Genomic DNA, 14,539 nt, shown 5'->3' with positions numbered 1-14,539 from the left:
TAGTGAGCGCGGCGGCTCCGGGGCATCGGGTTTTCCCGGCGGCGGGTCGCGGAGGGATGCCGGCTGCCACGCGCTCGCGGCGTGGGGGACCATTCGCGCCCACGCGGGCCCCGGACGGGCGGCCCCGGATGGCCGGCCCCGGATGGCCGGCCCCGCCTACTGGCCCGCCGGCGTCCGTTTCCCGCCGGTTTCCCGTTGCCCTCGCGACAGGCGACGTGTGGTTGCATTCCCGGGTGCACGACGAGACGGCAGATGCGGTGATCCGGGTCCGGCGGCGGGAGGAGGGCGACCTCGACGCGTGCGTCGGGGTGCTCGCCGCGGTCCACGACCGGGACGGCTACCCGGTCGACTGGCCCGCCGCACCGGCCGCGTGGCTCCGCGGGGCGGCGTTCGCCGCCTGGGTCGCCGAGTCCGCTGGTGCCGTCGTCGGCCACGTCGTCCTCACCCCGGGCACCGGGAGCGACGCCGCGCCCGGGCTGTGGAGTGCGCGCGAGGGCGTGCCCGCCAGAGCGACGGCGGTCGTCGGCCGCCTGTTCGTCGCGCCGGGGGCCCGGGGCCTCGGCATCGGGGCCCTGCTGATGGCCGCGGCCGTCGAGGAGGCCCGGCTGCGGGGCCTGCACCCGGTGCTCGACGTCGTCGCGTCGGACACGGCCGCGGCCGCCCTGTACGAGCGGCTGGGCTGGACGCTGCTGGCCACCGTCGAGCAGCGGTGGGGCCCGGACCGGACGGTGGCCGTCCGCGCCTACGCCGCGCCGCGGCCGCGGAGCCCGGCCGGCTGACCGGCGCGCGTCAGCGCCCGGCGCGGACCCCGTCCAGGGCCACGGACAGGACGCGGTCGCGCTGGGCGTCGTCGAGGAAGTTCGTCGCGGAGATCCCGGAGACCATGCGGAGCAGGTCGTCGAAGGACATGTCCGGGCGGACGTCACCTGCCTGCTGGGCGCGGTCGAAGAGGGGCCCGCCGGCCTGGAACATGGAGTCGCGGCAGGCCAGGAAGACGTCGGACTCGTTGTTGAGGGCCTCGCGGATGGCACGCTTGGTCACCGTGTAGTCGACGAAGCGGCCCAGCCAGGAGGTCAGCGCCTCCCACGGCTCGCCGCCGGCGACCTCCTGGGCGACCCGGCACAGGTCGTTGACCTCGTCCGCGTAGACGGACTCGAAGAGGTGCCGGCGGGTGGGGAAGTTCCGGTAGAGGGTGGCGATGCCCACGCCCGCGCGGCGGGCGATGTCCTCCAGGGAGGCCTCGGCGCCGTTCTCGGCGAAGGCCTCGCGGGCGGCAGCCAGCAGGGCGTCGTAGTTGCGCGCCGCGTCCCTGCGGTGCGGGCGCTGGGACGCGACGATCGCGCTGACGGGGAACGTGTCGGCCGCCACTGCTGCCTCCTTGACCGGAACGATTTGAAGTGGAGGGTAGCCTCCGCTACAGTGGAGGCATACCTCCACTTTAGCAGTCGGGGTGTGGTTCCCGCCGACGCGTGCCCGGCATGCGCCGGCGAGGCGTACGCACCCCGGTGTGACCCTTCACGGGCCCTGCGCCGACGCATCGCCCGTCCCGCGACTCTTCCGGTGGCCGCCGCGCGCAACCACCGCTCCCCAGGCTGCCCGCGCGGCCCGTACGACCACGGCCGGACGCTCCCGGCCACGCCCCCTTCCGAATCGGAGAGGCTTTTCATGCCACAAAAGTCCACCCGCCTCACCTTCACGGTCCTCGCGACCGGTGCGGGCGTGTTCTCCATGCTCCAGTCGCTGATCGCGCCGGCCCTGCCGACCGTCCAGCACGCCCTGCACACCTCGCAGTCCACCGCGACCTGGGTCATGACGGCCTACCTGCTGTCCGCCTCGGTCTTCACCCCGATCCTCGGCCGGGTCGGCGACCTGGTCGGCAAGAAGCGCACCCTCGTCGCCGTCCTGGTGACCCTGACGCTGGGCTGCCTGCTGGCCGCGCTCGCGCCGTCCATCGGCGTCCTGATCGTCGCCCGCGTCATCCAGGGCATCGGCGGCGCGCTGTTCCCGCTGTCCTTCGGGATCATCCGCGACGAGTTCACCGCGAGCGAGGTGGGCCCGAGCATCAGCAACCTGTCCGCCGTGATCGCCGCGGGCGGCGGCGTCGGCATCGTTGCGGCCGGCCCGATCGTCTCGGCTCTCGACTACCGGTGGCTGTTCTGGCTGCCCGTCGGCATCGTCGCGATCACCGCGCTGATCGCCTTCCGCTACGTGCCCGAGTCCCCGAGCCGGGCCGAGGGACGCGTCAACTGGCTCGGCGCCGTCCTCCTGTCGGGCTGGCTCGTCGCCCTGCTGCTGCCGCTCAGCCAGGCCACCCAGTGGGGCTGGACCTCCGGCCGCGCCCTCGGCCTGTTCGCCGCCGCCGTCGTCCTCTTCGCCCTGTGGCTGACGGCCGAGGCCCGCTCCCGCCACCCCCTGATCGACCTGCGCATCATGCGGCTGCGCGCCGTGTGGACCACCAACACCGCCGGCCTGCTCTTCGGTGCGGGGATGTACTCGATCTGGTCCTTCCTCCCCGGCTTCGCCCAGACCCCGCGCGCCGCGGGCTACGGCTTCGGCGCCAGCGTCACGGGAGCCGGCCTGCTGATGCTGCCGATGCTCGTCGCGATGTTCCTCTCCGGTGTCCTCAGCGGCCGCCTGGAGCCCATGGTGGGAGCGAAGCGCCTGCTCACGGCCGGTGCCGCGCTCGGCGCCGTGGCCTGCGGCTCGCTGGCGGCCTGGCATGGCCAGCAGTGGCAGGTGGCCTTCGCGGCCGGCATCTTCGGCCTCGGCATCGGCCTCGCCTTCGCCTCGATGGCCAACCTGATCGTGCGCAGCGTCCCGGCCGAGCAGACCGGCGCCGCGAGCGGCATGAACGCCAACATCCGCACCATCGGCGGCTCGATCGGCGCCGCGGTCACCAGCGTCCTGGTCACCAGCCGGCTCCAGCAGCCCTCCGGCCTCCCCTACGCGTCCGGCTACACCCACGCGTTCAGCCTCCTGGCGGTGCTCTGCCTGGCGGCGGCGCTGGCAGCGCTCCTCGTCCCGGTCCACCGCGCCGCCACCGCCCGCCACACCGCGGGCGTGCCCGCACCGGCCCCGGCGGAAGCCGAACCGGTCACGTCGGCCGCCCGCGGCTGATCCCCCGAGGCGGGTGCGGCGGCCCTTGTGGGGGGCTCACCGCACCCGCCGACGCATCCCACGCTGCCGTCCGCCGGCGGCGCGGCGGTCGCCCGCCCGTCCGTTGCGCGGCGCAATGATCGGTGACGTCGCGGCGCGAGCCGAGTACCGTACGCGCAATGCGGATCCTGCATCTCTCCGACACCCATCTCGACCGCTTCGGCAAGCCGAGGGCGGGTGGTGTCAACGCGAGGGAGTCGCTGCGCGGGCTGCTCCACGACCTGGAGCCGGTGGCGGACATCGACGTCATCGTCATCAGCGGCGACATCGCCGACGACGGGTCGCTGGACGCGTACCTCTCCGTGCGCGACATCGTCCGGGACTTCGCGCTGCGCCGGCAGGCGCCGGTGTTCTACAGCACGGGCAACCACGACGAGCGCCGGGCCTTCGCGCGGGCACTGGGCAGCGGGCACCTGCGCCCGGACGGCCGCAACCACGCCCACGCGATGCTCACCTCGCCCGCCGGGGAGCGGGCGGCCGTGAGCCTGGTCGACGGCTACCGCTTCATCACGCTCGACTCGCTCGTGCCCGGCATGGGCTACGGCCTGGTCGGCGGGGGACAACTCGCCTGGCTGCGGGAAGTCCTGGCCACCCCGGCCCCCATGGGCAGTGTGCTGGTGCTGCACCATCCGCCGATCGCGCTCGACGTCGAGGTCCAGCACGCGCTGGGACTGCGGAACCCCGACGAACTGGCCGACGCGATCCGCGGCACGGACGTGCGGCTGATCCTCTGCGGCCACTTCCACCTCCAGCTCTCCGGGCACCTGGAGTCGGTGCCGGTGTGGGTGACCCCGGGGGTCGTCGGCCGGGTCGACCTCACCGCGCCGCCCGGCACCGAGCGCGCCGTCCGGGGGGCCTCGGCCACCCTGGTGCAGATCGGAGCCCACGGCGGGCCTTTGTTCCACACCCTGCACGCGCGCGACCCGAGGGCGGGCGAGACGATCTACGAGCTCGACCGGGAGCAACTCCGTACGATCATCGACCGGCTCGGCTCCGGCGTCCGGTCCGGGCCCGGCAGTTGACACTCCCGGGACCCCGTCGGCCGCACCGTGCCTCACCGCGCCTCACCTCACCTCACGTCACCGCACGAACACCCGCCGCGGTGAACAAAAGGGAAATCCCAAGGAATTCGATCCCGTTCGAAATCCCGATCACGCCAACTTTGTTCGCAACAGCAAACGCTGACCATCGGGCACCCGAGAGACCCATGACACTCCGTGCCGCCGTCCGCCCGGCGGCCGCGGCGGTGGACCCCCGGTAACGCCGGAGCCGGGCCGTGGCCGGAATCAACCCGCCCCGAACGGCCCGCCGATAGTTATTACCGGCGGGTAGTAGCGTCGACTCCAGCGCGCAACACACAACTGGTCCGATCGACCGAACCTGCCCATGCACGGTGAACCGCCGGGAAGCCAACGGAGTTGTTGTCCGATGCCAGTCTTACAAGCGCCCACGGACGAGCGCGTCACCCACCGCGGCAGCGATGCCACGGTGACCTGGACCGCCCGGCTGCGGGCGGTCGAACAGGACCCCTTCTTCTTCGACCACCCACTCGACCACCTGCCCGCGGCCCTGCTGATCGACGGGGCCGCCGAACTCGTCGAACGCGTCGCCGCTACGGACGCGCACCCCGGGCCCGCCTGGCGGGTCCACGCGCTGGAACTGGAGTTCGGCAGCTTCGCCGAGAAACACCTCCCCGTGGAGCTCAGCGCACGCGCCCTGCCCGGGACCCCCGGCGGTTGGCGGGTGCGCGCCAGGCAACGGGACCGCGCGGTCTGTGACGGACGGATCCACGCGGTGGCCGTCCCGTCCCCGGGGAGTCCGGGGGGCACGGCACCGCCAGGACCGCGGGCCGGAGAGGACCGGGGGCCGCGCCGCGACGCCATGGTCGCCCCCGCACTGGTCCACCGCCACCGCCCCGAGAACGTCCTGCTCGCCGACTACCGCAACCACGGACCGGGCGGCTACAGCGCCGAGTTGCTCTCCCCGCCCCGCGGCCACCATCTGCGCGGCCGCCCCGGCGGATCCGGTGCGGAGCTGCGCTCGCTGACCGAAATCGCCGAAGCCGCACGGCAGTTCGTGACGCTGCTGGGCCACGAGTCACGCCGGGTGGACTTCGACCGCCACTACGTCCTCACCTCGGTGCGCGCCGCCACCGCGCGTCCGGTACGCCGCGCCGAGGGGGTCCGGCTGTGGACCGACTCCCTGCCCCCGGTCGGCGGCGGTGACGTCCGCATCCGGTTCAGCGCGAGCGGCGGCCCGGTCGGCGAGGCCCGCTACAGCGGGTACGCGCTGTCCCCTGCCGCGTACCGCAGGCTGCGCGGCGCCCCCGCGGGAGCCGCGCAATGAGCCCGGACGCCGGGACGGACACCCGGACCGCACCGCCGCGGCAGCGCGAGCGCATGCGCCGCCCCCGCCTGGAGAGTCTCTTCCCGCCCACCCTGTTCACCGCCGGACTGGTGGCCCTGGGCTGGGCCCTGGTCCGCGAGGGCGGCCACTGGTCCGAGCCCCGGCACGGCGCCCAGACCGTGGTCATCGGCCTCTACCTGCTGTGGACCCTCCTGGAACTGCGCGTCACCTTCCGGGCCGCCCCGCGGGTCAGCGGCGGCGACGACCGCGGCACCATGCAGTGGTACGGGGCGGCCCGGGGCGCGGTGGTGGCCACCGCCCTCTTCGTGGCCCCCTGGTGGCAGGGATGGGGACCCGGCCAGTGGCTCGCGGCGGCGGTCTTCGTCTGCGGTGCGGCGCTGCGCCTGGCGGCGATCCGCCGGCTCGGCCGCTTCTACTCGCACAAGGTGCGCACCCTCGGCGACCACGAGGTCGTGACCGACGGCCCGTACCGGCTGGTGCGCCACCCCGCCTACAGCGGCATGGTGCTGGCCCACGCGGGCTTCGTCGGGGTCCTCGCCAACCCGCTCAGCGTCGCCGCGTTCCTGGCGCTGCTGCTGCCCGCCGTCGTGCTGCGCATCCGCGCCGAGGAGCGCGCGTTGACGGACCTGCGCGGGTACGCCGCGTACGCCCGGCACCGCAAGCGCCTGATCCCGGCGGTGTGGTGACCTTGACCGCACACGTAACCACGGCCGGCGCCAAGCCCCGCGGGAGTCACCGTCCCCGTTCCCTCACCCTCGCCCCGCTGCTGGATCAGAAGCACATGACGGCTGGGGACTGCGGGCACAAGTTCGCGCGGCTCGCCCGGATGCGCGGGGCCGGACTGACCGTGCCCGCCTTCTTCGTCCTGCCCGCGGACTGGCACCGCGCCCTCACCCTGCCGCTGCGCCCGCGCATCGACGCCCTGCTGCGGTCGGCGGACTTCACCGACCCCGCCTCCGTACGGACCGCGGCCGCCGGCATCCGCGAGCTGTACGCCACCGCGCCCCTGCCGCCGGAGGCCGAACGGCGCCTGCTCGCGGCCTTCGACGAGGTGATCGGCCCGGCCGCGCCGGCCGCCGTACGAGCCTGCACCGCCGGCGTCCACGGCGAGGACGGCGCCGACGACCCCTTCGCGGGGCTCAGCGACAGCTTCCTGCAGGTGCGCCGCGCCGCGCTCGTCGACCGGGTCCGGGCGTGCTGGGCCTCCGGGCACAACGCGGAGGCGCTGCTCTACCGGCACGCCCGCGGCCTGCCGGTGGACTGCGGCGGCCCTGACGGCATAGCGGTCGCCGTCGGCGTCCAGCGGATGGTGCTGGCCGAACGCTCCTTCGTGATGTTCACCTGCGACCCGCGGACGGGCGCCGCCGACACCCTGATCGCCGCGGGCCTCGGCCTCGGCGAAGGCGTGGTGCAGGAGAAGGTCGGCGTCGACCACTACTTCCTGCGGGGCCCGGAGCAGCGGCTGGAGCGCGTCGTCGCCGCCAAGCCCGAACGCCTCGTCGCCGACCCGCGGCGCCCCGACGCGGGGCCGGTGCCGCAGGCCGTACCGCCGGAACTGCGCGACGCCCCCGTCCTCGACGACCCGCTCGTACGGGAACTGGCGGCCCTGGGCCGCACCGTGCAACGGCTCTTCGGCGGGCAGCCGCAGGACGTCGAGGGCGCCGTCACCGCCGACGGACGGGTGCACCTCGTACAGTCCCGCCCGGTCGCGGTCGATCTGCGGCTTCGCCGGCTGTGGAGCAGCGCCAACGTCACCGAGAGCTTCCCCGGCCCCACCACCGCGCTGACCTACTCCTTCGCGCGGCGGTTCTACCACGCGATCTTCCACGACCTGTACCGCAGGATGGGCGTGCCGGCCCGGACCCTCCATGACGACGAGCCGTACCTGGAGCGCATGATCGGGCTGCACCGCAACCGGATCCACTACGACCTGGAGTCGTGGTACCGGCTGCACGGCCGGCTCGCCGTCTTCCCGTGGTTCCGCGCGTCGTGGGAGTCGATGATGGGTCTGGCAGAGGGCAGCGGCCCCGCCGCGGAGCCCGCCCCCTGCCCCGTGCGGCTGGTGCGTCCGGTGGCCCGGGTCGTACGGCTGATCGCCGGTCACCACCGCTCCATGACGGCCTTCGAGGGCTGGTGGGAGGACCTGATCGCCGGCCGCCGGGGCGCCGACTGGTCCGCCGCCGACCCGCTGGCCCGCATCCAGGACCACCGCGAGGTGTGGCGGCAGGTGGGCAACCACTGGGGCGTCACCCTCCTCAACGACTCCGTGCTCGGCACCACCGCCGGCATCACCGGCCGGCTGCTCGCGCGCTGGGCGCCCCACGAGGGCCCCGGTCTCCTGAGCGACCTGCTCTGCGGCGACGAGTCCAACCGCAGCAGCGAGGCGGTGATGTCACTGCTCCGGCTGGCCGAGACCGTACGCCGGAACCCGCGGCTGTCCGCCGCCCTGCGCGCCGGCCCGGAACCGGGACCGGAACTGTGGCGGGCGGTGCGGGACGGCGTGTTCGGGGAGGAGCCGCGGGCAGCCGCGCTGGAGCACCTCGACCGGTACGGCGACCGCGGCCTGCACGAACTGAAGATGGAGCGGCCCAATCTCCGCAGCACCCCGTGGACGCTGCTGCGGATGGCCGGCGAGCACGCCGCCGCCGGACTCGACGGGCCCGCGCTGCGCACCGCCGAACTGCGGGTGCGCGCCGCTGCCGAGGAACGGCTGGCGGCCGCGCTCGGCGCCCGCTCGCCCCGGCTGCGGCTGGTGCGCGCCCTGCTGGCGGCCCTGCGCCGCGCGATCACCCACCGGGAGAACTCCCGTTACTTCCGCAGCGAGCTCTTCGGCTACAGCAAGGCGGTCTTCGCCTCGCTGGGCGAGGACCTGCACGCGCGCGGGGTGCTGCGCGATCCCGGCGACGTCGTCCACCTCACCCAGGACGAGCTGTTCGGCTGGTACGACGGCAGCGGGGTCAGCGGCAACCTTCAGGCGCTCGCGGACGTCCGGCGCGCCGAGTACGAGGCGCCGGGGCCGGACCTGCCGCCGGGCTTCACCACCCTGGGCCCGGTACGCGACCGGCTTCCCCGCGGCCCGGCGACGACCGCCCCCGGCGGGCACCGCGACGGGGAACTGTCGGGACTGGGCTCCAGCAGCGGCGTCGTCCGCGGCACCGCACGTGTCGTCCTCGACCCGCTGCGGCCCGTCGAACCGTGCGCGGACATGATCCTGGTGGCCCGCGAGACCGACCCCGGCTGGCTGTTCCTCATGCTGGGGGCGCGCGGGCTGGTCGTGGAACGCGGCACCCTGCTCTCGCACACCGCCATCACCGGCCGCAAGTTCGCCATCCCCACGGTCGTCGCCGTCGCCGGTGCCACCACCGTCATCCCCGACGGAGCGCTGATCGAGATGGACGGCTCCACGGGAATCGTCAGGATCCTGACGCCCCCGCCGGACCAGGAGACGGGCCGATGAGGACGGCGACCGCGCTCCTGCGTTTCACGGGCCAGGTCTTCACCCCGTACGTGTACGTCCCCTACGCCACGCTGTGGGTGCTGTCCCTGGAGGCCGCGGCCGCGGCGGCGACCCGCACGCCCTGGGGCCCGGGCGCCGGCACGGCGGTGCGCTGCGCCTCGGCCGTCCTGGTGCTCTACTGGCTGCGGGTGGTGGACGAGCAGAAGGACCTCGACTACGACCGGGAACACAACCCGGACCGCCCTCTGGTGCGGGGCACGGTCACCGTCGCCCAACTGCGGTGCGCGATGGCAGGCGTGGTGGTGCTCCTCGCGGCGCCGAACGCGGCCCTGTCGCCGGTGTCGCTGCTGCCGCTCGCCGCCTGCCTCGCGTACTCCTGGCTGCTGGTGGTGCTGGAGCGGCGGTCCGCCCGGCTCCGGGACGGCCCGCTGCTCAACCTCGCCGTCACGCACCCCGTGCAACTGCTGCTCAGCGTGTACATGTACGTCTCCCTGACCGACTCCACGCCCGTCCCCGCCGGGTGGCAGGTGCTGCCGCTGCTGCTCGTCCCGGCCTGCGTCTTCCTGCACTTCGAGTTCGCCCGCAAGACCCGCCGGCGGTCCGAGCCCGGCTCCCGGACGTACTCCGGCGTCATCGGCCCGGTGCCCAGTGCCCTGGCGGCGCTCGGCTGGGCGGTGCTCGCCGCCGTGGCGGCCGCGGCCCTGCTGCCCGATCCCCGGGCGCTGTTGCCTTGCGCCCTGACGGCCCTCCCGGTCGCGGTGGCGGTGCGCTTCCTGCGCCACCGCAGCGCGGCCTGGCCCGTGCCCGCGGCGATGGTCTTCGTGGTCGGCTTCCTGTCCGCCCTGCTCACCTCGGCGCTGCTCATCCAGTCCGCCGACCCCGGAGGACCGCGGTGATCGCTCACCCGCCGCACCGCCCACCGGCGGCACCGCGAACCAGGACTGGGACCACGCCCCACCGGCCCTCCTGGCAGCCCCGCCTGCCCCTTCGCCGACGCCCCCGCGAGCGGCCCGCCGACCCCCGGCCGGGCGGTGCCCGCCACCGCCGCGCCGCCGCCGATCAGCGACTCCCCGCCCGCCGGCCCTGGAGACCTCCCTCGATGACGACCGTCCTGCTCACCGGTGCCGCCGGCTTCATCGGCGGTGCCGTCCACCGGCGCTTGCGCCAACAAGGTGTGGACCTACGGCTGCTGGTGCACCGCCGCCCACCCGCGGCCGACCCCGCGGCCCGCCTCGTCCACGCCGACCTCACCCGCCCCGGCACCCTGCGCGGCGTCTGCGACGGCGTGGACACCCTGCTCCATCTCGCGTGCACCGTCGACGAGGGCGATCCTCGGGCCTGCGCACTCGTCAACGACCGGGGCACCGCCGCCCTGGTCGGCGAGGCACGGCGTGCCGGGGTGCGGCGGATCGTCCACCTGAGCACCGCCGCGGTGTACGGCGACGGGCCGCACCGCGGTGCCGCCGAGGGCGACCTCGTCCCGGCGCCGGTCTCCGCCGTCAGCCGCTCCCGGCTCCGGGGAGAGCGGTCGGTCCGGGCCGCCGGAGGCGTCGTGCTGCGGCCGATGTTCGTGTACGGGCCGGGCGACCGGTGGCTGGTCCCCCGGCTCGTCCGTACCCTCACCGCGCTGCCGGTCTCCGTCGACGGGGGCCGGGCCCTGCTCTCCCTGGTCGCCGTCGAGGACCTGGCGGCGGCGATCGCCGCGCTGGCCGTGGCCGGCTGGGGCCCGGTGCCCGGCGGGGAGGTCCACCACGTCGCCCACCCCGAGCCGGTCGCCGTACGCGAGCTGGCCGCGGCGCTCACCGAGCACCTCGGTGTGCCCGCCCCCGTGGCCGGCCTCACGTACGGCGAGGCCCTCGAACTCCTCGCCGGGAGGCCCCGCGACCTGCGCCACCTGGCGCTCTTCGGCCAGGACCACCACTACGACAGCGGCCGCGTCTGGCGGCGCACCAGCCACATCCCGGGGGCCTTCGCCACGCGCTTCGCCGCCGCGGCGCCCTGGTACCGCGCCCACCTCGACCCCCTGGCCACGCCGGCGGCAGCGGCCGCCGGACCGACGGAAGACGGGACGCCGTGACCCTACCGATCCGCGCCACCGCGACCGCGACCGCCGCGCCCTCCGCCGCCGGCCGCGCTCCCGAGGCCCCCGGAGCGCTGCCCCTGCTCGGCCACGGCCCGGCACTGCTGCGGCGCCCCCTGGAGTTCCTCGGCTCGCTCCCCGCCGTCGGCCCGGTGGTCCGCATCCGTCTGGGCGCCCTGCCCGCGTACGTCGTCAACGACGCCGAACTGGTCCGCGCCCTGCTGACCGGCGAAGCCGGCCGGTTCGACCAGGGCGTCCTCATCGAGAAGGTACGCCCCCTGCTCGGCTCCGGTGTCGGCACCGCCGACGGCGACGAGCACCGCAGGCTGCGCCGGCTGATGCAGCCCGCCTTCCACAAGGCCCGCATCGCCCGCTACGCGGACACCATGACCGCCGTCGCCGCCCAGCGCGGCGCGGCCTGGCGGCCCGGCGGAATCGTGTGCGTCGACCGGGAGATGAACGCGCTCGCCCTCACCACCGTGGCCAGGGCGCTGTTCTCCTCCGACCTGGGCGCGGAGGCCGTCACCGAGGTGCAGCGCTCGCTGCCCGTCGTCCTGGACGAGATCCCCCGCCGCTCCGTGCTCCCCGACGCCCTGCTGCGGCTGCCCACTCCCGCCAACCGGCGCTTCGACCGGGCCGTACGGCGTCTGCGCTCCGCCACCCGGCACGTGGTGGAGGCCGCCCGCGCCGACGGCACCGACCACGACGACCTGCTCTCCGTGCTGCTGCTCGCCGCGGACGAGCGGACCGGGGAGCGGCTGACCGACGACCAGGTCCACGACCAGCTGGTCAACATGCTCGTCGCGGGCACCGAGACCACCGGTGCCACCCTGGCCTGGGTCTTTCACGAACTCGCCCGCGAGCCCGCGGTGGAGCGCCTGCTCCACGAGGAGACCGACCGCGCCCTGTGCGGACGCCCGGCCGTCTTCGAGGACCTGCCCCGCCTCCCCCACACCCGGCGCGTCGTCCAGGAGGCCCTGCGCCGGTACGCGCCCTGGATCATCCTGCGGCTCTCCCCGGACGGGGTGCTGCTCGGCGGCGTCCCCGTCCCGGCCGGCGCGACCGTGCTGTTCAGCCCGTACGTCCTGCATCACCTGCCGGAGCTGCACCCCGGACCTCTCGCCTTCGACCCCGACCGCTGGCTGCCCGAACGGGCCGCGGGCCTGCCCCGGGCCGCGTACATCCCCTTCGGCGCGGGCGGGCGGCAGTGCCCGGGCAACGTCTTCGCCCTCACCCAGGCCGTCCTCCAGGTCGCCACGATCGCCACCCGGTGGCGCCTGCGCCCGGTGGGCGACGGCCCGCGCGTCCGCGAACTCGCCCGCGGCGCGGTCGTCCACCCCACCACGATGCCGATGACCTGCGTGCCGCGCGAGCGCGCGGGCACCCGGTGACTCCGCGGACGACAGTCCGGTCACGGGCTCGCGCTTCCGTAAAGACATCCCCATGCAATGGTCTGCTTTCATCATGGGCGGGAGGAGAGTGAACCGGGGCGAGGGGCGAGCCGTACAGGCTTGTCGGTGGCCCAAGCCTCCCCAGCCGGGGTCACCCCCCATCACTGTGGCTCGTTGGAAGGAACCCCGGGTTGTCGCTCTCCAGCGCTCATCAGCGACCGGTTACGGATCAGGCGGACACGAGGCAGCAACCGCCCCCGGGTGACGCTCCCGAGGAGGCGGCCGCGAAGCCGGCCAAGGAGACGGCCGAGGAGACGGCCGAACCCGAGGCGAATGCGAAGACGCAGGAGGCTGCGGCCCCTGCCGCCGACAGCGGGACGGAGGACGAGCAGGCGCCCGAAGCGGACCCCGGCGACCCCGCAGCCCCCGCCGCGGGCAGCGCCCTCGCCCGGTGGCGGGAGCGGCACCCGGACGTCACGCGCGCCGTGTCGTGGAGCCTCACGATCCTCGCCGGCGGCCTGGTGCTGTTCGCCTTCCTGATGCCCGATCGGCTCCCCCAGCTGACCGCCTCCCGGTTCGCCCGCGTCCCGTCGGAGCCCGTCCTGCTGGCCGCCCTGCTGCTCGTGCTGCCGCCCCGGCCCCGACGGGTGGTGGCGGTCCTCAGCGGGGTGCTCCTCGGCCTGCTGGTCGTCCTCAATTGCGTGGACATGGGCTTCTACCAGTCGCTGCAACGCCCGTTCCACCCGCTCTTCGACTGGCCCCTGTTCTCCGACGGGCTGTCGTTCCTGAAGGACTCGGCCGGGGGGACGACGGCTTACGGCGCTCTGGCCGGGGCCCTGCTCGCCGTCCTCGCGCTGCTCGTGCTGATGCCGCTGGCGATCCTGCGGCTCTGCACGCTGATGCTGCGGCACCCCTCGGTGGCGCGCCGCAGCACCCTGGTGGCCGGCGTGGTCTGGATGACGTGCGCGACGCTCGGCATCCAGGTATCCGGGCTGAATGTCGCCGCCAAGGAGGCCAGTTCGCGGGTCCGGGGCCAGGTGGTCATGGTGCGGCAGGGCCTGGCCGACCAGAAGGTGTTCGCCAAGAAGGTGGCGAACGACCCGTTCGCGAAGGTCCCGTCCGACCAGTTGCTGTCCGGACTGCGGGGCAAGGACGTCATCTTCACGTTCATCGAGAGTTACGGCCGCGGCGCGGTCGAGGACCCGGCGATGGCGCCGGACGTCGACGCGGTGCTCCGCGACGGCACCCGGAAGCTGGCCGACGCGGGCTTCTCCGCCCGCAGCGGCTGGCTGACCTCCCCCGTCACCGGCGGGGGCAGCTGGCTCGCCCACACCACCTTCCTGTCCGGGCTGTGGGTCCAGGACCAGCAGCGCTACCGCTACGTCAGCTCCAGCGACCGGATGACCCTGACCAGCGCCTTCAAGCGCACCGGTGACTTCCGCACGGTCGGCATGATGCCGGGCGTCACGCGGGCCTGGCCGGAGAGCAAGTTCTTCGGCCTGGACCACGTCCACGACTCGCGCACCATGGGCTACCAGGGCCCCAAGTTCAGCTGGTCCCCGGTACCGGACCAGTACACCCTGTCGGCGTTCGAGCGTCTGGAACACGGGAGGGCGCGGAACCAGCCGATGATGTCGGAGATCATCCTGACCTCCAGCCACAACCCCTGGGCGCCGATCCCCCGCATGATCGACTGGGACCAGGTCGGCGACGGCTCGGTCTACGACGCCATCAAGAAGGAGGGCAAGGACCGCGACGAAGTCTGGAAGGACCCCCGGCAGGTGCGCCGGGAGTACGGAAGGGCCATCCAGTACTCGCTGAACAGCCTCATCGAGTTCGTGACGAAGTACGGCAACGAGAACACGGTGCTGGTCTTCCTCGGCGACCACCAGCCGGTGTCGACGGTCGTCGGCGTCGACGCCAGCCGGGACGTGCCGGTCGCGATCGTCGCCCACGACCCGAAGGTGCTGGACCAGGTCTCCGGCTGGGGCTGGAGCGAGGGGCTGCGGCCCGAGCACAACGCTCCCGTCTGGCGGATGGACGCCTTCCGCGACCGCTTCCTGACCGCGTTCAGCTCCCCTCAGTCTT

Annotated in this window: 11 protein-coding genes; 10 read left to right on the top strand and 1 reads right to left on the bottom strand. The window is 74.4% G+C overall.

The genetic code is table 11. From position 1 onward, the window contains the following. Window positions 1-233 precede the first annotated feature (233 nt). Window positions 234-779 carry a GNAT family N-acetyltransferase gene (locus tag AC3EUJ_RS15590; protein ID WP_431961812.1) on the top strand — a complete coding sequence of 182 codons (546 nt, stop codon included), beginning with the start codon at window positions 234-236 and terminating at the stop codon, window positions 777-779. Between the two features lie 10 nt (window positions 780-789). Here AC3EUJ_RS15590 and AC3EUJ_RS15585 read toward each other — a convergent pair whose 3' ends face one another. Next, complete coding sequence (locus tag AC3EUJ_RS15585; protein ID WP_431961811.1) at window positions 790-1,368, bottom strand: TetR/AcrR family transcriptional regulator; 579 nt, start codon at window positions 1,366-1,368, stop codon at window positions 790-792. A 297-nt stretch (window positions 1,369-1,665) separates the two neighbouring features. Between AC3EUJ_RS15585 and AC3EUJ_RS15580 the strand changes: the two genes are divergently transcribed. The 9 genes from AC3EUJ_RS15580 to AC3EUJ_RS15540 form a co-directional block, all read left to right on the top strand. Then, window positions 1,666-3,117, top strand: a complete 1,452-nt coding sequence (locus AC3EUJ_RS15580) for an MFS transporter (RefSeq protein ID WP_431961810.1) — start codon at window positions 1,666-1,668, stop codon at window positions 3,115-3,117. A gap of 158 nt (window positions 3,118-3,275) precedes the next feature. Further along, on the top strand, window positions 3,276-4,178 hold the full coding sequence (locus tag AC3EUJ_RS15575) for a metallophosphoesterase family protein (protein ID WP_431961809.1): 903 nt from the start codon (window positions 3,276-3,278) through the stop codon (window positions 4,176-4,178). 406 nt (window positions 4,179-4,584) lie between these two features. Further along, on the top strand, window positions 4,585-5,502 hold the full coding sequence (locus AC3EUJ_RS15570) for an AfsA-related hotdog domain-containing protein (protein WP_431961808.1): 918 nt from the start codon (window positions 4,585-4,587) through the stop codon (window positions 5,500-5,502). Next, entirely contained in the window at window positions 5,499-6,209 is a 711-nt protein-coding gene (locus AC3EUJ_RS15565) for a methyltransferase family protein (protein WP_431961807.1), read from the top strand. Before AC3EUJ_RS15570 ends, AC3EUJ_RS15565 begins: the two co-directional genes overlap by 4 nt. A 2-nt stretch (window positions 6,210-6,211) precedes the next feature. Continuing rightward, complete coding sequence (locus AC3EUJ_RS15560) at window positions 6,212-8,980, top strand: PEP/pyruvate-binding domain-containing protein (RefSeq protein ID WP_431961806.1); 2,769 nt, start codon at window positions 6,212-6,214, stop codon at window positions 8,978-8,980. Continuing rightward, entirely contained in the window at window positions 8,977-9,876 is a 900-nt protein-coding gene (locus tag AC3EUJ_RS15555; RefSeq protein ID WP_431961805.1) for a UbiA prenyltransferase family protein, read from the top strand. The genes AC3EUJ_RS15560 and AC3EUJ_RS15555 overlap by 4 nt, the downstream gene beginning before the upstream one ends. A gap of 203 nt (window positions 9,877-10,079) precedes the next feature. Next, the gene (locus tag AC3EUJ_RS15550) at window positions 10,080-11,057 is read left to right on the top strand and encodes an NAD-dependent epimerase/dehydratase family protein (RefSeq protein ID WP_431961804.1); all 978 of its coding nucleotides are present in this window, start codon (window positions 10,080-10,082) and stop codon (window positions 11,055-11,057) included. Beyond that, the gene (locus AC3EUJ_RS15545) at window positions 11,054-12,451 is read left to right on the top strand and encodes a cytochrome P450 (RefSeq protein ID WP_431961803.1); all 1,398 of its coding nucleotides are present in this window, start codon (window positions 11,054-11,056) and stop codon (window positions 12,449-12,451) included. Before AC3EUJ_RS15550 ends, AC3EUJ_RS15545 begins: the two co-directional genes overlap by 4 nt. A 191-nt stretch (window positions 12,452-12,642) precedes the next feature. Then, a partial coding sequence (locus AC3EUJ_RS15540; RefSeq protein WP_431961802.1) for an alkaline phosphatase family protein occupies window positions 12,643-14,539 on the top strand: 1,897 nt, incomplete at its 3' end.

This window comes from Actinacidiphila sp. bgisy160, assembly GCF_057707815.1.
The sequence above is the reverse complement of the archived record's forward strand: the minus strand, read 5'-3'. Positions and strand labels throughout refer to the sequence as shown.

Bases quoted from the DNA above. Each gene is read 5' to 3' on its own strand.
- AC3EUJ_RS15580 (WP_431961810.1), top strand. From the start codon at position 1,666: ATGCCACAAAAGTCCACCCGCCTCACCTTCACGGTCCTCGCGACCGGT.
- AC3EUJ_RS15575 (WP_431961809.1), top strand. From the start codon at position 3,276: ATGCGGATCCTGCATCTCTCCGACACCCATCTCGACCGCTTCGGCAAG.
- AC3EUJ_RS15570 (WP_431961808.1), top strand. From the start codon at position 4,585: ATGCCAGTCTTACAAGCGCCCACGGACGAGCGCGTCACCCACCGCGGC.
- AC3EUJ_RS15565 (WP_431961807.1), top strand. From the start codon at position 5,499: ATGAGCCCGGACGCCGGGACGGACACCCGGACCGCACCGCCGCGGCAG.
- AC3EUJ_RS15555 (WP_431961805.1), top strand. From the start codon at position 8,977: ATGAGGACGGCGACCGCGCTCCTGCGTTTCACGGGCCAGGTCTTCACC.
- AC3EUJ_RS15550 (WP_431961804.1), top strand. From the start codon at position 10,080: ATGACGACCGTCCTGCTCACCGGTGCCGCCGGCTTCATCGGCGGTGCC.